This is a genomic window from Pararhizobium gei, assembly GCF_029223885.1.
Lineage (GTDB): Bacteria > Pseudomonadota > Alphaproteobacteria > Rhizobiales > Rhizobiaceae > Pararhizobium > Pararhizobium gei.
Genome location: NZ_CP119409.1, coordinates 1,521,804 through 1,541,149, shown reverse-complemented (window position 1 = coordinate 1,541,149; position 19,346 = coordinate 1,521,804). Strand labels below are relative to the sequence as shown.

The following is a 19,346-nucleotide window of genomic DNA, read 5'->3' as shown; positions in this document are numbered from 1 at the left end:
CGTTTAACGGGCTGACGCTCTTCCGGATATTGCCGAAGACATCGCGTCGTTCTCGTTAACTCCTTCTCCCGGCTCGCCGGATCATGCCATTCCCAACATTGCCTGCGAATCGAGCGATCGACTGCCTGCCAATTGATTGAGCCACACGATAGTTAACAGCCCGTTAAAGGTCGAAATCTCGCTTTGGCAACAGTAACCGCAAATCGGGGTGATTTGGCAAGCCCGACTGACGCTCTGCAAAATACGGAACGTCAGTCTCGATCACACTAGAATACATCGCTTCGGCGCAGAGTTCCCGATGGAACAGGCCAATCGGTTTCTAACGGCGTGCCAAAAGACCGACTACGAAAGAAACGCCGGCGATAGCAAGCAACGTCGACACGGGTTCGTCACGAATCCGGTCCTTCAGTCTTTCCGTCAGCACCTCCGCCTCCGAGGTGACCACATTCTTTGCACCGGCACCGATTGCCGAAACAGATTCCGTCAAGCGCGAAATTTCCGCTCGCAGGTCGGCGATCTGGTTGTCGAGTTCGATGCGCGCAGCGCTGGCTTCGACTTCTGCGACAGCTTCGTTAACACCCGGCGCGTAATTATTTTCAACCATGAGGGGCTCCTTTTCATGAATTCATCACTGAAACGCACCGTCCGTTCTTTGGTTCCCCGCTGTCAACCCGCAGACTCACATCGGGAACGAAAACCCGTTCTCTGCATTTCTGCTTATTGAAGCACATCAACGGAATTGTGATCTCAGAAAAGACACAAAAACAAAGGTGTAGTACAGCAAAGGCCGCATAGGACCCTGCAGCCGTCAACAGGATGAACCAGAATGTCGATATTTGGAAAACAGGCGTTCAAGGCGCTGCTTCTTGGACTGACAACGCTGCTGCTGCCGGTCGGGGCACAGGCGGCCGAGGGATTTGCAACCGCCAATGTCAACATGCGCTCCGGCCCAAGCACCGGCTATCCCGCGGTCACAGTCATCCCCGTGGGTACACCGGTGGAAATTCACGGTTGCCTTGCGGATATCCCGTGGTGTGATGTGTCCTTCTACGATGGCCGCGGCTGGGTGGCTGGACGGTATGTCCAGGCCAATTATCAGAGCCGCCGGGTCTATGTGGAGCCGGATTATTATGGAGCGCTCGGTGTGCCTCTGGTCACATTCGAAGTCGATCGCTACTGGGATCGCCACTATCGCAACCGCAACTTTTACCGCGATCGCGATAGCTACCGTCGAAACCCCAATTACTATCGGCGTGATACCGACAACAACCGAAACAATATCGACCGCCGCATCCGCCGGGACTATCAGGAATTCGACCGCAACAGGCGCAATCGAGAAGACGGTATCATCATCGAAGGTCCCCGCCGGGATCGCGCCCGGATAGAGCGTCGTCGCGAATACGACCAGAACTTCCGCAATGATCGGGACGGTCGCCGCGACCGGGATCGCGATATGAATCGCAACGACAATCGCCGCGATTTCGATCGCGACAACAACCGCGACCGCTCCGAACGGCGCAACCGCGACGGGGACCGCCAGAGAGAGTTCCGCCGGGACAACGGCGAAAACCAGAGCCGTGGCGATCGGAACGAACGCCGCCGTGACCGCGGCTGCATGCCGGGCGAAGCAGGCTGCAACTGATCAAGCCTTACTTCGACGGGCGGCCTTTGCCGCCCGTCTTTCCATCATCCGCTTCTTGCGTGTGACCGCCGCAGCGATGTTTATTTCCCGTCTTCATTATCCACAGGTAAAACCCGATCCTTCTCGATAGCCAAGGTTGCCATAAAGGGAATGTTAACCACGTTGCCCTATTCTGAAACGGTCATCCAGCCATGATCGGTGGCATTGCATGCATATCTCTAAGGTAAAGATTCCAGCGCCTTAGCGATGTGCCTGCCTGTTCGGTTCAGCCGACGGCACCGGGCTGGCGATGATTTCGTATCTCGTCTTGCAGGCGGTCCTTTGGCCGTCTGTGCGTAATCGGGACAGTTTCGTGTTGCGTTTGAGTGGGTGTATCCGTGGCGGACCGGTTTCGTGAGTTGGAAAGGCCGCAGACAGGACGGCTGAAGGATGTGGTCCTGATGGCGACCGTCACCGGGTTCGAAGGGTTGCGTCATCCGCGCCGCTCCGATCTCAGGCAGTTTTCCGAATTGTTCGAGCCGCTGTTTTCCGCCTCCAGCGACGAAGCCCGCCGCCAGGCCGCCGCAGCGCTTTCGCAGTGCCCGCATGTCCCTCAGTCTGTCGCGCTCGTCATTGGCATGGCGCCGCTTCCCACCGCAGCCATCTTTCTCACGCGCTCGACGGCGATCACCGACGCCACGCTTCTGCAGATCATTCGGTCGCAGGGGCCGGGACATGCGACGGCCATAGCCCGCCGCGACAATCTCTCGGTCACCGTCGTCGATGCGCTGGTCGAGCGTCGGCAGACGGCGGCACCGGCAAAAGCAACTGCGCTGCCACAACAAACGCGCAGAGAAGAGACACCCTCCCCGGAAAGCAATGCGGCCAAACTTCAGCGCGAAGAGAAGCTTCGCAGCGATATCAAGACTTTGGCGCGCGCGGGAACGCCGGCTGCGCCAGCCGTCGGCATCGGGCCGGTCGAGCCCCTTCACGAGGCGCTGCTGGTGCGCTTTGCCCGCTCCGGCGAAGCCAATCTGTTTGCCGCCGGCCTGTCCGCAACACTGTCATGCAGCCTGGCGCTTGCCGAACGGATCCTGCTCGATATTTCCGGCCAGCACCTCGCCACTGCACTAACCGCTCTGTCGATGCAGTCGGACGACATGCTGTTTATCCTGAACCGTCTCTATCCTGATCTTGCCGAACGTTTCGGCGGTTCGACGCGCGGCGAGATATTGCTTGCCTCGACCAACCTGCAGGACAGCCGCAATCGTGTATTGTCCTGGCTGCGCGCCGAAACCGAGGACCGCACCGATGCCGGACATCACCCCTACCTGGGACCGGATCGCATGGCCGATCCGCGGCAGAGCCCGATCCGCGAGGATAAGCACCGGCGCTCCGACACGGCCGCCCAGCAGCCGGTCTTTGCGCGCCGACGCTAGAGTATCCGTTTGACATGAGCGGTCAGGGCGAACCGCCGGCAACGACCTCGAACAGATCGGCACGGTCCTCGACCTCGATTTCGACCACCCAGCAATCGGGATCGAATTTGGTCTCCCGGGCGATTGCCAGATCGACGGCCTCGCTTTCCACGCCGTCCAGCCGGATTTCGAACAATCGCCCGACCGGCGCATCCGTGACGTAATTCTGCGGCGCCGGCGCGTAGAGCGTTTCCCGTCCGAGCCGCGACCGCTGGCGGATGAAGATTGCACCGGCCTCCGCCGCGCCCTTGCGCAGCACGGCCGCATAGCCGCCCTGGCTGAAAACCCGGCGGACGAGGGCGGATACGACGATTTCGGATTTCAGACGCATGGCCGGCTGATATACCTCGCCCGTTTCCGGCGCAAATCCTTTGTCTCACCCGCCATCGGCGCCGCAGCACCTGACGAGTACCACCCGAGAACGCTCAGAGCGCGCCGATTTCCTTCATCTTCTTCAGCACAGCTGGGCTTGGCTGGCCGGTTTGCGGCAGGCGGTAGTGTTTTTCGAAATGCCGGATTGCCGACCGCGTCTGCTCGCCGGCGACGCCATCGACCGAGACATCGGCATAAGCGAGATTGCTGAGGCCCCTCTGGATGTTCATGACCAGTTCGCTGGAGGCGGGAATATCGACTTTCGGAACATAGTCCGGATTGATCTCCGCATTGCGGATGGCCGCGGCCACGGGATCGAGATCTCCTTTGCCGGCCTTGACGTTCTCGTAAGGCCGTTCGGTGGGACGGGCAGCATTGCGGGTTCTCGACGGCTGCTTCTTCAGCGCCGCGAGCAGCGCCGCGTCAGCGGCTCCGGTTACACCACGCCCGGCCTGCTTTTCAAACTTCAGGATCGCAGCCGAGGTTTTCGGGCCGGTCTTGCCATCCGCCGGTCCGTCGTAAAGCCCGCGCCTTGCCAGCTCCTTCTGGATGGACATGACCAGCGCCGTGCCCGCAGCAGGCTCCGGCGCGGACGCCGCGGCGCCGTCAATCGCTGTTTCGGCTTCCGGCTCAGGCTGCGCGACCTCACGCTGTGCCTGTTGCTGCGGCAGCTCTGGCTCTCGCACCTGCTTTTGCGGCAATTGATCGTCTTGCGGTTCGGAGACCGCCGTTTCCCTGACCGTGACCTCGTCGCGCTGGATGACGAAGGTCGTCACCTTGCGCGGCGTCGCCCCCGTCTCGTCGCCGCTGACCTGCGGCTGGGTGAATGGCATGCGGGTGCGCATCAGCGGCGAAGGATGCGCGCCCGGCTGGTACCACATGGCATTGGCCGCGACGAACGAAAAAGCGATTGCAAACGCCGCCGAACCACTGACGATGCCGGGATGGCGGGAGGCCAGCCGGGCGGTGAAAAAAACGCATCGCAGCGCCAGGCCGGGGCCGCGCTGCTTCGCCGGCTTTTTCCTGTCAGGCTGTTTTCGCTTGCGAGCCGTCATGGCCAGCACCTCCTGTCTTCATGCCGTCGCCGCTCTGTTCGGTATCGGTGATCGGCCGCTCGTTCACCGCCTTTGTGCGCTCCTTCAGGCGCGGCGGAAACTCCACCATTGTCTGTTCCACAACTTCCTCTTGGCCCGCCGCGACAATTCCGGAGCCATCCAGTGCGATGGTCACGGTAATCACCGTGCCCTCGCCCGGACGACTCTGGATATCGAACCGGCCTCCATGCAATGCTACCAGTCCCTTGACGAGAGACAGGCCGAGGCCGGTGCCTTCATATTTGCGGGTATAGTCGTTCTGCACCTGCACGAAGGGCTGTCCCAGCGTCGAAAGACGGTTTTCGGCGATGCCGATGCCGGTATCGCTGACGATCAGCCTGAGGTCGCCGCCCTGAACTTCCGCATCGATAGTCACCACGCCGCCCCGGTCGGTGAACTTGATCGCATTGCCGACAAGATTGATCAGAATCTGCTGGATTGCCCGCTGATCGGCATTGACCTCGCCGACGCTGCGCATGATCCGGCTGGTCAGTTGCACGCCCTTCTCACGGGCCTGCAGGCCCAGCATCGCCTCGCAGGCATGAACCACATCGGCCACCAGAAACGGTTCGGAGATCAGTTCGTAGCGCCCGGCCTCGATCTTGCTCATGTCCAGCATGGTGTTGACCACGGCCAGCAGATGGGCGCCCGACTGGTTGATCAGCGACACATATTCCCGTTGACGGTCATTTTCCAGCTTGCCGAAATATTCTCCGGAGAGAATGTCGGAGAAGCCGAGAATGGCGTTCAGCGGCGTGCGCAGTTCATGGCTGACCGCCGCCAGGAAGCGGGTCTTGGCATCGTTGGCGGATTCGGCAAGCCTGGTCTTCTGAACCGCTTCGCTGCGCAGCCGCGCCTCCTCGGAGACATCGTGCGACTGGACGAGGATCGACGACAGGGTCTCTCCGTCATCGGCCAGTGCCGTCATTTCGCAGCGCATATGGACAAACTGCTCGCCCTCCGCAAAGGCATTGGGCCGCTCGAAGCGCAGGTCTATGGTCGCCAGCCCCCTGCCCTGACGCAGGTCGTCGATCGCCTGGAGGAAGAGGATGCGGTCGGAGACATGGATCTGGTCGATGAAGCCGCGCCCCAGCGGATTGCGCATCCATCCCAGATAGGCTTCGGCGTCGCGGCCATACACGGATGTCACCGCGCCGCGGATGTCATGCAGCGTAACGAGGCCTGCGAAGCAATCATAGTGACGGCTGCCGTCATCGACCGACGGCACAAGGCCGATGGCCGGCTCGGCGGCGGTGCGGGACCGGACATAGGCGATGCCGCCCGCCGCCGTCATCAGCGCGGCCGCTGCAACGAGCGCGGCGCCCACGGGGAGTGCCAGCGAGACCGGAAGGGCTGCGGAAAGAAGCAGCGGCAGGCAGGGAAAGGCGATCAGAGCGGCGGCAGCAACGGCCCGGAGTACCGCGATTTCGCGAACCCGTTCGGGCTCGCCCGCCACGGGGCGGGGCAGCCAGGGGCGCGCGGCATCGTCCACGCGGGACGCCATCCTGCCAGCAATGTTACGCAATACGCTCACGGTCTACCCTGTATACTCGTTCTTGTCGGGAACCGTCATGGTTCCGTCCTTATATCCTGCAGCCGTTTTTCGCCCGAAGTCAGGATGGCCGAAGCAGCGTCTGCAGAGCCTCGAATTTCGCACCCGCGGCTTAATGAAAGGATAAATGACATGCCCTGAAACCGGCAGTTGAGGCCCGAAAATCCCATTCCGGCACAAATCCGGTCGGCATTGTCTTTTGTGGTTAATGGGGCGTAAGCATCGGATTTAAGGCGCTTTTTTGCGCAGCGTTAAGGATTGGGGCAGCCCCGCCGGCAGGCAAGCCCTGCCTTTGTTGACAACCGGCGTCAAGCATTGCCACGGACCTTAACGGCGATCATTAAAATACGAACAAAATACCGTTCAAATGCCGATCGATCGAATTTTACGAAAAGACGGTGCAAATGCCACCGGTTTTGGCAAAGGCATATTTTCAGTCGCCGCCTAAGGTGAAAAGACAGGACGCCAGACACGGAACCGGCACAGACCGGAAGACGGCGCCGGACCATGAGGATGGGCAAGACGATGTGGTTTCTGATCAAGGGAACGTTCTGGTTTTCGCTGGTGCTGGTGCTCCTGCCCTTTCTCGATGTTTCGAGCAGCCAGACGCTGGAAAACGGCCCGAAGGTCGATGTCGGCGAGACGATGTCGGCTGCGACCGAAGCGTTCGGCTATATCAGCGCGCTCTGCGCCGAAAAGCCCGATGTCTGCGTCAAGGGCGCCGAAACCTTCGTGGCACTCGGCCACCGGGCGCGCGAGGGCGCCAGGATCGCCTATCTTTTCCTCGATGACCAGTTCGCACCCGCCAGCGACACGGTGACGACGGGCACGGTCGCCGCCGAACCGGCTGCTGCTGAGACCGCAACGTCCGCCACCGCCGAAGCCGCCCCGGTCTTCAGCCGCATCCCTGTTCCGGAAAAACGGATCGATCCCAAGGCCGGCAGCCACTGAGCGTCGCGCAGGTGCTACTCTGAAAAGCTGGCCCAGGCTTACACCGGAACAAAGCAATCGCCGCGACGCGCTACAGCGATTTGCGGATCACGACCTCGGCATAGTCGCTCGGCACCACCATCGTTCCATCGTCAGCTCGGTTGAAGCGCCCTATCAGCTCCACCAGATCCGTCTCCAGAAGCGCTTGCTGCGGTTCCGGCAAACTTGCGAAGGCCTTATGGACAGGGCCGTACCATGTGCGGAAAACCTCGACCCAATGGGCTGGTGACCGGTATCGGAATGTGAAGGTTCGAGGCGTCACCGCGACCGATCCGCCGCCGGCAAACAGTGCGTCAAGCCGCTCCTGCGTGCCCCAGAGCGAGGGCGGTTTGACACCCGCCGGCGGTGGCAGATGCTGCCCGATGGTTTTGAACAACTGGCCGATGAAACCAGCCGGCGTCCAGTTGGCCATGCCGATCTTGCCGCCGGGCTTCAAAACCCTGAGCATCTCGTTGGCGGCACGATCCTGGTCGGGCGTGAACATGACGCCGAACGTCGACAGGACGACATCGAAGGTTGCATCGGCAAAGGGCAGCACTTCGGCATCGGCCGGCTCGAACGTAACGTCCAACCCTTCTGCTTCGGCACGTACGCGGCCGCGTTCCAGAAGCGCCGGCACATAGTCTGTCGATGTGACGCGGCACCAGCGCCGGGCTGCGGCAAGCGTGGCGTTTCCATTTCCTGCCGCCACGTCGAGAACCTGTTGACCTGCGCGGATATCGACCGCCTCGCAAAGCGTCTCGCCGACGATCTGGAGGCTGGTGCCGATGACGGCGTAGTCGCCCGACGCCCAGGCGGTTTGCTGGCGCGCCTTGACTGCGCCCAGATCCGGCGTCAACGGCGAAGTCTCAGGCACTGAATGTAAAGAAGCCTGTTGCATTGTCATTCTCCCTGTTTCAGTGGTTTTCTTCGACCGCACCCGGTATCGATGTCTTGGCGGAGCGGGTCTTGAACCGTTTATTGTCAGGTCTGCCAGTTGCAGCCAGTGTAAAAACTGTAGCGGGTCCAGTACAGTTTCTGGAGCAGGCGTTTGCCAAACTCGATCAGAACCGGGCGTAGGAACTGCGCACCAGCCATTGTTCGATCGAAGCCGCGATTGCCGCATCCCCCAACAGGGAAATCTTGCCCCTCTCTATTTCCGCATTCAAACTGGACAAGCCCATCCAGGCTGATGTCATCGCCTTCAGATCGGCGGACACGAAAAGATCGACATCGTAGCCGGGATCGATCGAGCAAAGATCAACAGGCGTTCCCGGCTTTGCAATCAGCCAATAGCTTTGAACGTCCTTGGAGAGTTCCGGATACGTGAATTCGATGACACTGCGCTTCGATCTCGGCAAGGCGGCCGAATCGACTTTCCGACGCATGTTCCACATCAGCAGGCGCGCATCCAGATTCTCCAATGTCACCTCGGAATCCACGTTGCGATGCGCCCACTCACCCAGCGCATGGACGATCGGTTCCAACTCGTTGGCGATGATCGTCGTCGTGTAACTGATGTCGCCCGTCGCCCTGTTTTCTGTCCGGGATATCAGACCACGCTCTTCCATTTCCTTCAGTCGCTTCGACATCAGGGTTGGCGACATGCCCGGAACACCGCGCCGGATTTCGTTGAAACGGGAGGATCCAGACCACATTTCGCACAAGAGCAGAAGTGTCCAGCGCGGCTCGAGAAGCTCGCAGGCCTTCGCTACGGGACAGAATTGATTGTAGCCGCCGTTCGCCATCGGACGATCTCCCGGATTGGGATTATGCGGCGTCGCATCTGAACCGTCCAGTACAGAAACTGTAGCAACAAAAATCGACTTTGGAGCCTGCAGTCTTGTGTGGTTGAACTGCTGGACCACCTTCCCATATCCGCCCGTCACGCCTATATCAGCGGCATGGACCCGACAAAAACATCGCCGATCACGCCGCTTGCCGAAATCATCGACAATTGTTCCTATCTGGACGATTGGCAGGACCGGATGAGCTATGTGATGGAGCTTGGCCGCAAGCTGCCTGAGATGCCGCAGGCCCTGCGTACCTCCGAGAACAAGGTGCAGGGCTGCGCCAGCCAGGTCTGGCTGGTGAGCCATGTGTCGGACACATCCGCGGACCCGGTCCTGACCTTCGAGGGCGAGTCGGACGCGCATATCGTGCGCGGCCTGGTCGCCATCGTCCTGTCGATTTTTTCCGGAAAAACCGCCTCCGCAATCGTGGAGACGGATGCGCTGGATTTGTTCGGCCGCATGGGGCTGATCGAATATCTGACCGCCCAGCGCGCCAACGGGCTGCGCTCGATGATCAAGCGCATCAAGGACGAGGCTGCCCGCCAGCTTTCGGCCCCGTGACGATGGCAGCCGCATCCGGGCGGTAGCCTTCGGCGCCCCAGGCATGGGTTTGCCTGCCTGTCTTTTGCGGTGGCGCATAATGGCGGGCGAGCGCCATCAGCGCGGTGCGCAGCATCAGCTTGGCCGAGCGCGCCGGCCATTGCCGTTCCCGCTCTACGGTCTCCAGACCCTTTTCGAAGCAGCAGACATCGAGTGCGACGCCACATAATTCCGGCCCCACCGCTTCCATCGCCCTTGCCACGCGGACACGCGCCTGAAGCGCCGCGTCGCTGAGATCGACAGTTCCACCAGCGGTCCCCTTTGGTTTCGTGGAAAGCCGCGGTTCATAGCTCATGGTCATCCGCGGCTGCAACTGCCCGCGCGTAAAGTCCGCATGCAGCCGCTCGCCGGCAGCGATCGCTTCCTCCGGTAGAAAGGACTGGCCGGATTTTTCCTTCAGCCGGCCAATGGCACCGAGCGGCGATTCCGTCGCGTTGACCCGCACGACCCGCCGCACGCCGTCGATCGGCATCTGGCGCAATTCGCTCACACGGTGCTGCTCCTGAAAGGCCTCTTCCGGCTCCAGAAGCGCCCGGCGCAGAAAGGCCTGCGCCTCGCCGCTGGCGCGCAAGACATCACCATCGGCGAGGATCACGCCCAGACCGCAGGCCGTTGCAATTGCAGCGCGCGGAAAAGAACGCTCGTGGTCCCCGGCCCGCACCCTCGACATCAGATTATCGAGCGGTTCGAACCGCGCCGGCCCCTTGCCGGCAATATAGCGAACAAGCTGCAGCAGCGTCTTGCGATCCGCCTCAAGCATGATCCGCCCTCCCGGCCGCAACAAACATAACCGCCACAACCCGCTCGACGGCCGAGACGAAGTCGTTATAGGCAGAATCCTCCCGCCGGTCCTCGACCGTCTGGCAGGCGTGGCCGACGGTCGACCGGCTGCGCCCGAAGGCGTTGGCGACGTCGGTCATGGAAAGCTGCAGGACGACATGGCAGACATACATGGAAATCTGCTGCACATGGCAATTGAGGCGCCGTCGGTCGCGACGCAGAGCGACGCGCTCGGTCACCAGCATCACCATCTCCGCCGTCAGCTCGCGCACTGCACGGCAGCACGCAATAGCCCCGGCAGGCATGGCCAGCGCGCTCGCCGCGTCCTTGCCTGGAACGGCCGGCAGGGACCGCGGTACGGACTTCCGCTCAAGAACCGGGCGCCTGACAAAGCTGCGGTGGTGAAATGGAAAAACACGATCCGGCGGCGGCAGTGTTTTGGGCAAGGGCATGATCCACTCCTCATAATAGGAATTTATTCATACACCATAACCAAGCGGGAGCGATAGCCAAATTTGAAATTTCAACAGTTTTCGCCTCTTGAAATTTTCGAGCCCCTGTTAGATTAGGTATTTTTACCTATACCCTGCAAACCTGTCATAAAAAAACCGGCCTGACAAAGCCAGACCGGTTCCGAGTTGCTGCGAGACTGAGATCTTACTTGGCGCGGCGCTTGCGGCGCTGGCCAAGACCCATTTCCTTGGCGAGACGCGAGCGCGCCTCGGCATAGGCAGGCGCAACCATCGGGTAATCCGGCTGCAAGTCCCACTTGTCGCGGTATTCATCCGGCGCCAGACTGTGATGGGTCATCAGATGGCGCTTCAGCGACTTGAAGGTGCCGCCGCATTCCAGGCAGGTGATCTGATCGTCCTGAACGGACTTGCGCACCGATACGGCCGGCTTGGGCTTCTCGATGACGACAGCGACCGGAGCCGGGCTGTTGGTATTGTTCAGAGCTGCGTGCACGTCGCCTATCAGGGTCGAAAGTTCGCTTACCGGTACGACATGGTTGCCGACATAGGCAGCGACGATCTCTGCAGTCAATTCAACGAGAAGGTCATGGCCTGAGCCAAGCGGTTGGTCCGTCATTCTTGTTTTCTCCTATCGGAATTCTTCACACCCTTCGCGACGGGTATCGCGAACGGAACCAAAGTCTTGAAATGCCCGATAAACATAGTGTGTGGCGAAGCCTGCCGGTGTTATCCGGTGGCCGCCACGGCGCTATGGTGATCGTTCCATACTACTTCCCATTCCAGGGTTTTCGAACGCAGCCAAAGCACCCGAAGATGCCGGAACTTCAAAGCAACGAACAAATCTGCAACCCATGCTGGAATTCAGTACGAAGTATGTATTCGGCAGTTTACGTTACTCGATTAACATTCATCAAGAAAAAGTCCAATAATAATTTATGCGAGATCTAGCCTATTGATCTTTGAAATTGATGCGTTCCGCCAAAGATGACAATAGGATCAGGACTGTTCCTGCTTGCCCGCTGCCGGCTCCTGCTTCGGCACCGGTAGCTGATCAACGACCGAGAGGCTGCTCATGCTATAACCGGCATCGTGGGCAGTCTTGGCGAGCAGATGGGCGGCAATCGGCGCCGTCAGCAGAAAGAAGCCGAAGCCTGCGAGCGAGCGCAACAGGATGGCGATGTCGAGCGCATGCAATCCGGCCGCCAGCAGCAGCAGGCCGGAGCCGATCGTGCCGGCTTTCGACGCCGCGTGCATGCGGGTGTAGAGATCGGGAAAGCGCAGGATGCCGAGCGCCGCAAGCAGGCTGAACAGCGATCCGGCAATCAGCAGCGTGCCGACCGCAATCGCCAGCGCCATCTCCAGTCCCTCGCTCATCGGCGTGCTCTCCTGTTTCTGCCACGTGCCGGCTGGCCGGCACCGGTCTTCGGGCCGGTCTTCAGTTTGCTCGCACCGGATGGCCGCTCCGGCAAAAGGCCGCGCGAGAGAATGAAGCGAGCGAAGGCCACGGTGGCGAGAAAGCCCACCAGGCCGAGGGCAATGGCGATATCGATATAGAGATTGAAGCCGCTGCGAATGGCAATGACGGCGACGAAGCCGATGGCGATCGCGACCAGCATGTCGAGCCCCAGCACCCGATCCGGCAATGTCGGGCCGCGAACGATCCTGAAAACGGTCATGGCCAGGCCCAGCGAAAGTGTGGCGAGCGCGAAAGTGGTCGAGGCAGACAGGATCGCTTCGGCAGTCATAGCGGAAAAGCCTCCCTGATGCGGCGCTCGAAGCCGGTTGCGATCGCGCGTTTCTCGGCCGCCGGGTCGCGGCAGTCCAGCGCATGGACATAGAGCAGCCGGCGATCCGGCGAGACATCGACAGAAAGCGTGCCGGGCGTCAGCGTGATAAGATTGGCGAGCAGCGTGATTTCGAAATCGCGCGTCACGGTGAGCGGATAGGCGAAGATGCCCGGCCTCAGCCGCATGTCCGGCCGCAGAACGAGGATGGCGACCCTGAAGGCCGAAACCCACAACTCCCTGACGAACAGGCCGGCAAGCAGGGCAAGCTTGCCCAGGCGGACACGATGCCGGACCTTGGGGATATGGGCGCGCACCACGAACAGCGACAATGCGGAAAGCAGGAATCCAAGCGCCAGATTGTGCGGCGTGACGCTGCCGGTCAGGGCGGCCCAGACAAGTGTCAGCAAAACGGCCGGTATGATGAGGATCATGGCGCACTCCCGGCCGGAAAGACGGATTGCAGATAGGCGGAGGGCGCGATCAGCGTTTGCGCGGCAGCTTGCACGAGACTGAGCAGGCTCTCCGGAAAGAGCCCGATCACAACGCTCAGCGCTGTCAGCATCGCCAGGGGCAGCAGGTCCGTCCATGGCAAGGGCATCAAAGGGCTCGCTTGCGCCGGAGCAGGACGCCAGTAGGCGAGGAGGAACAGCCGGCCGGTGGCGATCATCGTCAGGAAGCCGGTCAGCAGCAGAGCACCCGCCAGCCATCCCGCACCGCTATCGAGCGCCGCCTTCACCAGCATCACCTTCGGCCAGAATCCGGAAAAAGGCGGCAGGCCGGAGACTGAAAAGAACAGCACCAACGACAGGCCGGCAAACAGCCCGTGGCGCGTGTAAAGCCCGCCCAGAGCGTGAAGAGAGACACTGCCGCCAAGGCGCGCGGCAAAACCCGCCGCGAGATAGAGCGCCGTCATCACCACCATGGAATGAAGGGCATAGAAGATCACGCCGCCGATCCCGTCAGCCCCGCCGATGGCGATGCCGGCCAGCATGGATCCGATGCCGGAAATGACGAGATAGCCGAAGATGCGGCGGATATCAGCCTGTGCCAGCGCGCCGAGCGCGCCGCTGAGCATGGTCAGGATCGCCACCAGTGCCATGACGGCACCCAGTTCCTGCCTTTGGACTGGAAACAGCATGACGCCGGTGCGGATCAGCGCGTAGATCCCGACCTTGGTCAGCAACCCGGCAAACAGGGCGGAGACGACGATGCGCGGCGTGTGGTAGGAGGCGGGCAGCCAGAAATTCACCGGAAATGCGGCCGCCTTCATGGCAAAGGCGAACAGGAAGAGCGCCACCAGCGTGACCAGCGGCGCCCTGCCCGCAAGCGCCGGCGCCTTGGCGGCGATATCGGCCATGTTGAGCGTGCCGAAAATTCCGTAGAGATAGCCGGTGGCGACCAGGAACAGCGTGGTGGCGACGAGATTGAGGAAGCCATATTTGACCGCGCCGTCGATCTGCTGGCGTTCCGAGCCCAGGACAAGAAGTCCGAAGGACGAGATCAGCAGCACCTCGAACCAGACATAGAGGTTGAAGATGTCGCCGGTCAGGAAGGCGCCGCTGACGCCCGCCATCAAAAGCATGAGAAAGGGGTAAAAGCCGTAGCGGCGGCCGCTCGCATCGATCTCGCCGGCCGCTGCGACGGCCGCGGCAATGGCGACGATGGACGCCGTCAGGGCAAAGAGCGCGCCTGTGAGATCGACCGTGAAGGCGATGCCGAAGGGCGGCAGCCAGCGGCCCATGACCATGGTCACCGGTCCCGATTGCGAGACATGCCACAGCAAGCCGGCATCGAGCCCCGCGAGACCGCACAGGGCCGCAATGGCGATCGGCGCGTGCAGCCGGGTCTTCGAGCGGATCATCATCAGGATCGCGCCGATGGCAATGCACCAGGCGACCGGCAGGATCACCAGCCAGTCGAGGGCTGCGACCGGCTCGAGAACCAGTGCTGCGGATAGATCAACGGAAGTCGAAGGCGACGCCATCCGTCAGTACCCCATCGGCGGCGGCGTCGCGTCGTCCGGCTCGGCGACACGCATCTCATCGGTATTGTCGGTTTTCAACGTGCCATAGGCGCGCCAGGACAAGACCAGCAGGAAAGCGAAGAACGCGAAGGAAATGACGATTGCCGTCAGGATCAGCGCCTGCGGCAGCGGATTGGCGACCGGCCCGGCCGGCACATCGAGCCCGGCACCGATCACCGGCGGCACCTCGCGCAGGATGCGGCCGCTGGTAAACAAAAGAAGATTGACGGCATTGCCGAGGATGGCGACGCCGAGCAGCATGCGGATGATCATCTTCGACAGCAGCAGATAGATGGCGACCGTGAAAAATATCCCGGTCAACAAAGCAAATACCGGTTCCATCAGTCCTCCCCCCGCTCTTCCAGGGTCAGCGCCACCGAGGTGACGGCACCGACGACGGTGAGGTAGACGCCGATATCGAAGCTCATGACACTCGACAGAGGAACCTCGACGCCGAGCACGACGGGATAGACCCACAATCCCGACATGAAGGGAACATGGAAGAGCATAGACAGCAGTCCGGACAAGGTCGATAGCAGGAGACCCGCCCCGGCGATCGCCATCGGATGAAAGACGACGGCGCGGCGCACGGACTCCACCCCGAATGCAATGCCCTGTATCGATAGGGCAGCCACGGCGATCAGCCCGCCGATAAAGCCGCCGCCCGGCTCGTTGTGACCGCGCAGAAGCACGAAGATCGAAAACAGCAGCATCACCGCGACGATGGAGGGGGCTGCAGTGCGCAGGATCAGCGACCTCATCTGGCTTGCTCCTCCGCATCCGGATCATTGTCGGCCATCGGCCGCAGCACCCCTGCCCGCAGACGCACCAGCGCCAGAATGGCGAGCCCGGCAACCATGACCACGGCGATCTCTCCCAGCGTGTCGGTGCCGCGGAAATCGACGATGATGACGTTCACGACATTGGCGCCATGGGCGATGGTTTTGGAATAGGCGAGGAAGAAATCCGTGAGCGCGCTGTCGAAGGGTCCTTGCGTCACCTTGAGCAGCAGCAGCGTGAACCCCAGCCCGCAGGCAAGCGCCACCGCAGCATCCGGCAGCGTCTGGCGCAACGGACGGTGGTCGGACGGCGACAGCTTCAGCCGCGTCATCACCAGCGCCAATATGACCACGGCCAGCGTCTCGATCATGAACTGGGTAAAGGAGAGGTCCGGCGCACCATAAAGCAGGAAGATCATCGCGACTGCGAACCCCTGGATGCCGAGCGACACGATCGCCGTCAGCCGGTCCTTGGCCAGAAGCACGGCGACGAGACCGGCAACCCCGATCGCCATAATGGCGCTTTCGTAGAGCGGGACATCGGCCGGAAAGACCGGCGCAAGCGGCATTTCGCCATAGGCGAACAGCGGCACCAGAAGCACGGCAGCCACAAGCGCGAAGGTTACGGTCATATAGCTGTCGAGCCTGCCGTTCTGCAGCCTTCGCGTGACGGCCGTGGACAGGCGGAGAAGGCCGCGCATCGCCTGGTCGAAACCGCGATCCGGCCCCCAGCCGATGCCGGTGAGCACGCGGGCGATGCCGCCCCGGATCCGGGCGAGCCCGAAGTAAATTCCGACGCCGAGCAGGACCGTAAGAAGCGACAGAACCAGCGGCACGCCGAAATGCGGGACCAGGGAGATCGTGACCTGCCGCGTCTCTCCCGCAATCGCGGATGCCATGGGCGAAGAAACGGAGGCGTGGAACGGGCCGGAAAGGACGGCGCAGGCAAGCCCGGCCAGCGCCAGTGCGGCCGGCCCGAGCCAGAGCAGCAGCGGCGCCTCATGGGCATGCCTCGGCGTTTCCAGCCGGTCGCCGAGGAAGGGTTTGAGGGCAACGGCAAAGGCGACGGCGAACATCAGGGCATTGCCGGCGATGGCGATTATGGCGAAGGCTAGGGATCGCGGATCGAAGGCGGCCAGCGCGGCATAGATCTCCTCTTTCGCGAGAAAGCCGACGAAGGGTGGCAGCCCGCCCATCGAGACCGCCGCAGCCAGCGCGATGGCAAAGGTCAGCGGCATGGCCGTTCGCAGGCCGCCCAGCCGGGTGATGTCGCGGGTCCCCGCCTCGTGATCGATGATGCCGGCGACCATGAAGAGCGCACCCTTGAACAGCGAATGGGCGACGAGATAGAGAACCGCCGCCTCGATCGCATAGGAGGCTCCAAAGCCTGTGAGGAAGACCAGAAGCCCGAGCGACGACAGCGTGGTATAGGCGAGCATCAGCTTCAGGTCGGTCTGACGCACGGCGAGCAGCGCCCCGATCACAAGCGTCGCAGCCCCGAAAACGGGCAGGATCGTCTGCCATTCGGGCGTGCCGCCCAGAACCGGGTTAAGCCGCATCAGGAGATAGACGCCGGCCTTCACCATGGTTGCGGAATGAAGATAGGCAGACACCGGGGTCGGCGCTTCCATGGCATTCGGCAGCCAAAAATGGAACGGGAACTGGGCCGATTTGGTGAAGGCGCCGCCGAGCACGAGAACGAGCGCCGCCAGATAGAGAGGACTGGCCTTCACCTGCGGGCCGAAGCCGGCAAGCAGCGACATCTCCGCGACGCCGGAGATGTTCCACAGGAGGATCAGCCCGGCCAGCAGGAAAAGACCGCCGCCGCCCGTCACCACCAGCGCCTGCAGCGCCGCACGCCGCGCCGCCTCGCGGCTATGGTCGAAGCCGATCAGCAGGAAGGAGGTGATCGAGGTCATTTCCCAGAAGACGAAGAGCATTAGGAAACTGTCGGAGGCAACGAGCCCGAGCATCGAGCCCATGAACATCAGCAGAAACGAAAAGAAGCGGCCTTGCTGCGCATGGCCTTTCAGATAGCCGCCGGCATAGAGCACGATCAGAGCGCCGATGCCGGAGATCAGCAGGATGAAGGTGAGCGACAGCCCGTCGATAAGCCAGGAAAAACGCACATCGAGCGACGGCACCCAATCATAGCCGCCGGTGACCACGCCGCCGTCGGAAATCTCTCCTGAAAAGCCGAGGAAATGCAGGAAAACAGCGGCTGGAACAAGCGCCAGCAGCCAGGCCGCCCGATGCCCGAGAGCGCGCGTCAGAAGCGGGGCGGCAATCGCCCCCAGAAAGGGAAGACCAAGAGCCGCCAATGTCAGATCGGCGAGATCCATGCTGCTGCGTTTCCTCTCGGGACGGAATGCTCAGGGGCATGCAACATTGCAGGCCCGGTTTCGGGGATAGGGCATGCCGGCGGCAAACTCAAGTTTTCCGGCGGAAAATCGGATAGTCTCCCCTGATTTCAAGCCAATAAAGCGGATGCCCGATGCATTGCCGGGACGGCACATCGTTCCTATATTCCCTTGAAATAAAGGAGACCCCGATGGATCATCACAGCACGTTGAAAGTGTCTAAGTCCGAAGAGGAGTGGCGCGCGCAACTGACGCCGGAGCAGTTCCGCATTACCCGGCAGCACGGCACGGAACGGGCGTTTTCAAGCCCCGATTTCGACCTGAGCAAGACGGGCGTCTATCACTGCGTCTGCTGCAACCGGCCGCTCTATCGCTCGCAGGCGAAGTTCAATTCCGGCACAGGCTGGCCAAGCTTTTTCGAGCCGATCTCGGCGGATGCGATCACCAGCCATCAGGATACGTCGTACGGCATGAGCCGTACCGAAATTCGCTGCGCCGACTGCGACGCCCATCTCGGCCACGTCTTCCCCGATGGTCCGCCGCCGACAGGGCTGCGCTACTGCATGAACGGCGTGGCGCTGACCTTCGAAGCCGAATGATATTTCGCCGGAGGGACGGTGGTCGGCGCAAACGAGAACCACCGCATTCCGATCGATTGTCCGAAGATCAGAGCGTGCTTCCCCTCCGTCGGCGATGACCACTTCTCCCCCACAAGGGGGAGATCACCACATGAATTTGAGCGTATAAGCCAAAAGAACAATCTCCCCCTGTGGCGAGGTCAGGCCAGCGGCACGGCTTCGGCATCACGCCGGTCCACTGGCCAGACATGTCAGCACGGCGGAATAATGCACCGCCGCGGCGGAGACCACGAAACCGTGCCAGATCGCGTTCTGGAACCGCAGTCTTTCCCAGACATGAAAGATCACGCCGAGCGAATAGATGACGCCGCCGACGACGATCAGGATCAGGGTGGTTTCGCTCAACTGCGACAGAAGTGGGCCGGCTGCGAAGACACCGCTCCAGCCCATCGCGAGATAAAGCAGGATTGCCAGCCTGTCGAAGCGGCCGGGAAACAGGCATTTGAGCAGCACGCCGAACAGGGCGATGGTCCATATGCCGATCAGCATACCGAACAGGAAGGAATCGTCCCAGCCCCGCTGCAGGAAAGGCGTATAGGTAGCCGCAATCAGGATGAAGATAGACGAATGGTCGAACCGTCGCAGGAACCATTTCGTTTGCGACACCGGATAAAGATTGTAGAGGAAGGAAATCGACAGGGTCGCGACCAGACCGGCACCATAGACCGAGGCTGCAACAAGCTGCCCGGACGTGGTCCAGACCGTGGCGTAGAAAATCATTGCCGTCACACCGATCAGCGCGAGGACGAGACCGATGCCGTGAACGACGCCATCGGCGATCAGTTCGGAGCGGTCATAATTCCACTTGATTCCCTTTATTTCCACCAGGCCCTCTCGATCAGTCTCGTTCTGCCATCCCATGACATCGTGTCACCTTGGTGTCACCTTGCGCAGCCGCATATGTTTTCTCCTCACGGCACGCGCGGAGCGCAAACGTCGGACCCAGCCCTTGTTAGTCTGACACAAGCTCCACCACCGCGACAAGTTCGACAAAGATCAATCTTTGCAACTGAATGACACCGGTCTG

Annotated in this window: 22 protein-coding genes; 5 read left to right on the top strand and 17 right to left on the bottom strand. The window is 61.4% G+C overall.

The window, feature by feature from the left end; translation table 11 throughout:
- Positions 1-319 precede the first annotated feature (319 nt).
- On the bottom strand, positions 320-604 hold the full coding sequence (locus PY308_RS07310; RefSeq protein WP_275789640.1) for a hypothetical protein: 285 nt from the start codon (positions 602-604) through the stop codon (positions 320-322).
- A 222-nt stretch (positions 605-826) separates the two neighbouring features.
- On the opposite strand from PY308_RS07310, the gene PY308_RS07305 reads away from it, so the two are divergent.
- Positions 827-1,642 (top strand): SH3 domain-containing protein, encoded by an 816-nt coding sequence (locus PY308_RS07305; RefSeq protein WP_275789638.1) that lies wholly within the window; start codon positions 827-829, stop codon positions 1,640-1,642.
- Positions 1,643-2,082: 440 nt separating this feature from the next.
- Positions 2,083-3,060 carry a DUF2336 domain-containing protein gene (locus PY308_RS07300; protein ID WP_275789636.1) on the top strand — a complete coding sequence of 326 codons (978 nt, stop codon included), beginning with the start codon at positions 2,083-2,085 and terminating at the stop codon, positions 3,058-3,060.
- A gap of 22 nt (positions 3,061-3,082) precedes the next feature.
- On the opposite strand, the gene PY308_RS07295 is transcribed toward PY308_RS07300, so the two are convergent.
- The 3 genes from PY308_RS07295 to PY308_RS07285 all read right to left on the bottom strand — a co-directional run bounded on the left by PY308_RS07295 (position 3,083) and on the right by PY308_RS07285 (position 6,069).
- Entirely contained in the window at positions 3,083-3,430 is a 348-nt protein-coding gene (locus tag PY308_RS07295) for a DUF1491 family protein (protein ID WP_275789634.1), read from the bottom strand.
- 94 nt (positions 3,431-3,524) lie between these two features.
- Positions 3,525-4,526 (bottom strand): peptidoglycan-binding domain-containing protein, encoded by a 1,002-nt coding sequence (locus PY308_RS07290; RefSeq protein WP_275789632.1) that lies wholly within the window; start codon positions 4,524-4,526, stop codon positions 3,525-3,527.
- Positions 4,498-6,069, bottom strand: coding sequence for a sensor histidine kinase (locus tag PY308_RS07285; RefSeq protein ID WP_275791053.1), 1,572 nt, complete (start codon positions 6,067-6,069; stop codon positions 4,498-4,500). Before PY308_RS07285 ends, PY308_RS07290 begins: the two co-directional genes overlap by 29 nt.
- A gap of 573 nt (positions 6,070-6,642) precedes the next feature.
- Here PY308_RS07285 and PY308_RS07280 point away from each other — a divergent pair.
- Positions 6,643-7,068 carry a DUF5330 domain-containing protein gene (locus tag PY308_RS07280; protein ID WP_275791052.1) on the top strand — a complete coding sequence of 142 codons (426 nt, stop codon included), beginning with the start codon at positions 6,643-6,645 and terminating at the stop codon, positions 7,066-7,068.
- 70 nt (positions 7,069-7,138) lie between these two features.
- On the opposite strand, the gene PY308_RS07275 is transcribed toward PY308_RS07280, so the two are convergent.
- Both PY308_RS07275 and PY308_RS07270 read right to left on the bottom strand, forming a co-directional pair.
- Positions 7,139-7,993: a class I SAM-dependent methyltransferase gene (locus PY308_RS07275; RefSeq protein WP_434064212.1), complete on the bottom strand. Its 855-nt coding sequence runs from the start codon at positions 7,991-7,993 to the stop codon at positions 7,139-7,141.
- A 157-nt stretch (positions 7,994-8,150) separates the two neighbouring features.
- Positions 8,151-8,834, bottom strand: a complete 684-nt coding sequence (locus PY308_RS07270) for a winged helix-turn-helix transcriptional regulator (RefSeq protein WP_275789629.1) — start codon at positions 8,832-8,834, stop codon at positions 8,151-8,153.
- A gap of 180 nt (positions 8,835-9,014) precedes the next feature.
- On the opposite strand from PY308_RS07270, the gene PY308_RS07265 reads away from it, so the two are divergent.
- A complete protein-coding gene (locus PY308_RS07265) occupies positions 9,015-9,440 on the top strand; it encodes a SufE family protein (protein ID WP_275791051.1) in 426 nt (141 codons plus the stop codon).
- Here PY308_RS07265 and PY308_RS07260 read toward each other — a convergent pair.
- From PY308_RS07260 to PY308_RS07215, 10 genes are all read right to left on the bottom strand, one after another.
- Positions 9,403-10,239 carry a DUF6456 domain-containing protein gene (locus PY308_RS07260; protein WP_275789627.1) on the bottom strand — a complete coding sequence of 279 codons (837 nt, stop codon included), beginning with the start codon at positions 10,237-10,239 and terminating at the stop codon, positions 9,403-9,405. The two genes, PY308_RS07265 and PY308_RS07260, sit on opposite strands and share 38 nt — an antisense overlap.
- Positions 10,232-10,711, bottom strand: a complete 480-nt coding sequence (locus PY308_RS07255) for a helix-turn-helix domain-containing protein (protein ID WP_275789625.1) — start codon at positions 10,709-10,711, stop codon at positions 10,232-10,234. The genes PY308_RS07260 and PY308_RS07255 overlap by 8 nt, the downstream gene beginning before the upstream one ends.
- A 205-nt stretch (positions 10,712-10,916) precedes the next feature.
- Positions 10,917-11,348 carry a Ros/MucR family transcriptional regulator gene (locus PY308_RS07250; RefSeq protein ID WP_275789623.1) on the bottom strand — a complete coding sequence of 144 codons (432 nt, stop codon included), beginning with the start codon at positions 11,346-11,348 and terminating at the stop codon, positions 10,917-10,919.
- 380 nt (positions 11,349-11,728) lie between these two features.
- On the bottom strand, positions 11,729-12,088 hold the full coding sequence (gene mnhG / locus PY308_RS07245; RefSeq protein ID WP_434064244.1) for a monovalent cation/H(+) antiporter subunit G: 360 nt from the start codon (positions 12,086-12,088) through the stop codon (positions 11,729-11,731).
- Positions 12,089-12,102: 14 nt separating this feature from the next.
- Positions 12,103-12,477 carry a cation:proton antiporter gene (locus tag PY308_RS07240; RefSeq protein WP_275789619.1) on the bottom strand — a complete coding sequence of 125 codons (375 nt, stop codon included), beginning with the start codon at positions 12,475-12,477 and terminating at the stop codon, positions 12,103-12,105.
- Positions 12,474-12,950 (bottom strand): Na+/H+ antiporter subunit E, encoded by a 477-nt coding sequence (locus PY308_RS07235; protein ID WP_275789617.1) that lies wholly within the window; start codon positions 12,948-12,950, stop codon positions 12,474-12,476. The genes PY308_RS07240 and PY308_RS07235 overlap by 4 nt, the downstream gene beginning before the upstream one ends.
- Positions 12,947-14,503 carry a Na+/H+ antiporter subunit D gene (locus PY308_RS07230; RefSeq protein WP_275789616.1) on the bottom strand — a complete coding sequence of 519 codons (1,557 nt, stop codon included), beginning with the start codon at positions 14,501-14,503 and terminating at the stop codon, positions 12,947-12,949. Before PY308_RS07230 ends, PY308_RS07235 begins: the two co-directional genes overlap by 4 nt.
- 3 nt (positions 14,504-14,506) lie before the next feature.
- Complete coding sequence (locus tag PY308_RS07225) at positions 14,507-14,884, bottom strand: Na+/H+ antiporter subunit C (protein ID WP_275789614.1); 378 nt, start codon at positions 14,882-14,884, stop codon at positions 14,507-14,509.
- Positions 14,884-15,303 carry a Na(+)/H(+) antiporter subunit B gene (locus tag PY308_RS07220; protein ID WP_275789613.1) on the bottom strand — a complete coding sequence of 140 codons (420 nt, stop codon included), beginning with the start codon at positions 15,301-15,303 and terminating at the stop codon, positions 14,884-14,886. The genes PY308_RS07225 and PY308_RS07220 overlap by 1 nt, the downstream gene beginning before the upstream one ends.
- Positions 15,300-17,663 carry a putative monovalent cation/H+ antiporter subunit A gene (locus PY308_RS07215; RefSeq protein ID WP_275789612.1) on the bottom strand — a complete coding sequence of 788 codons (2,364 nt, stop codon included), beginning with the start codon at positions 17,661-17,663 and terminating at the stop codon, positions 15,300-15,302. The genes PY308_RS07220 and PY308_RS07215 overlap by 4 nt, the downstream gene beginning before the upstream one ends.
- Positions 17,664-17,872: 209 nt before the next feature.
- Here PY308_RS07215 and msrB point away from each other — a divergent pair, with 209 nt between their 5' ends.
- Entirely contained in the window at positions 17,873-18,280 is a 408-nt protein-coding gene (gene msrB / locus PY308_RS07210; RefSeq protein ID WP_275789611.1) for a peptide-methionine (R)-S-oxide reductase MsrB, read from the top strand.
- 204 nt (positions 18,281-18,484) lie between these two features.
- Here the strand turns inward: msrB and trhA are convergent, their stop codons facing one another.
- Positions 18,485-19,180: a PAQR family membrane homeostasis protein TrhA gene (gene trhA, locus PY308_RS07205; protein WP_434064211.1), complete on the bottom strand. Its 696-nt coding sequence runs from the start codon at positions 19,178-19,180 to the stop codon at positions 18,485-18,487.
- Between the last annotated feature and the right edge of the window lie 166 nt (positions 19,181-19,346).

Coding starts and splice junctions, on each gene's coding strand:
- PY308_RS07230 (WP_275789616.1), bottom strand. CDS start 14,503: ATGGCGTCGCCTTCGACTTCCGTTGATCTATCCGCAGCACTGGTTCTC.
- mnhG (WP_434064244.1), bottom strand. CDS start 12,088: ATGGCGCTGGCGATTGCGGTCGGCACGCTGCTGATTGCCGGATCGCTG.
- PY308_RS07240 (WP_275789619.1), bottom strand. CDS start 12,477: ATGACTGCCGAAGCGATCCTGTCTGCCTCGACCACTTTCGCGCTCGCC.
- PY308_RS07280 (WP_275791052.1), top strand. CDS start 6,643: ATGTGGTTTCTGATCAAGGGAACGTTCTGGTTTTCGCTGGTGCTGGTG.
- msrB (WP_275789611.1), top strand. CDS start 17,873: ATGGATCATCACAGCACGTTGAAAGTGTCTAAGTCCGAAGAGGAGTGG.
- PY308_RS07255 (WP_275789625.1), bottom strand. CDS start 10,711: ATGCCCTTGCCCAAAACACTGCCGCCGCCGGATCGTGTTTTTCCATTT.
- trhA (WP_434064211.1), bottom strand. CDS start 19,180: ATGGGATGGCAGAACGAGACTGATCGAGAGGGCCTGGTGGAAATAAAG.
- PY308_RS07225 (WP_275789614.1), bottom strand. CDS start 14,884: ATGGAACCGGTATTTGCTTTGTTGACCGGGATATTTTTCACGGTCGCC.
- PY308_RS07270 (WP_275789629.1), bottom strand. CDS start 8,834: ATGGCGAACGGCGGCTACAATCAATTCTGTCCCGTAGCGAAGGCCTGC.
- PY308_RS07235 (WP_275789617.1), bottom strand. CDS start 12,950: ATGATCCTCATCATACCGGCCGTTTTGCTGACACTTGTCTGGGCCGCC.
- PY308_RS07250 (WP_275789623.1), bottom strand. CDS start 11,348: ATGACGGACCAACCGCTTGGCTCAGGCCATGACCTTCTCGTTGAATTG.
- PY308_RS07290 (WP_275789632.1), bottom strand. CDS start 4,526: ATGACGGCTCGCAAGCGAAAACAGCCTGACAGGAAAAAGCCGGCGAAG.
- PY308_RS07305 (WP_275789638.1), top strand. CDS start 827: ATGTCGATATTTGGAAAACAGGCGTTCAAGGCGCTGCTTCTTGGACTG.
- PY308_RS07310 (WP_275789640.1), bottom strand. CDS start 604: ATGGTTGAAAATAATTACGCGCCGGGTGTTAACGAAGCTGTCGCAGAA.
- PY308_RS07285 (WP_275791053.1), bottom strand. CDS start 6,069: ATGGCGTCCCGCGTGGACGATGCCGCGCGCCCCTGGCTGCCCCGCCCC.
- PY308_RS07295 (WP_275789634.1), bottom strand. CDS start 3,430: ATGCGTCTGAAATCCGAAATCGTCGTATCCGCCCTCGTCCGCCGGGTT.
- PY308_RS07220 (WP_275789613.1), bottom strand. CDS start 15,303: ATGAGGTCGCTGATCCTGCGCACTGCAGCCCCCTCCATCGTCGCGGTG.
- PY308_RS07260 (WP_275789627.1), bottom strand. CDS start 10,239: ATGCTTGAGGCGGATCGCAAGACGCTGCTGCAGCTTGTTCGCTATATT.
- PY308_RS07300 (WP_275789636.1), top strand. CDS start 2,083: ATGGCGACCGTCACCGGGTTCGAAGGGTTGCGTCATCCGCGCCGCTCC.
- PY308_RS07275 (WP_434064212.1), bottom strand. CDS start 7,993: ATGACAATGCAACAGGCTTCTTTACATTCAGTGCCTGAGACTTCGCCG.
- PY308_RS07215 (WP_275789612.1), bottom strand. CDS start 17,663: ATGGATCTCGCCGATCTGACATTGGCGGCTCTTGGTCTTCCCTTTCTG.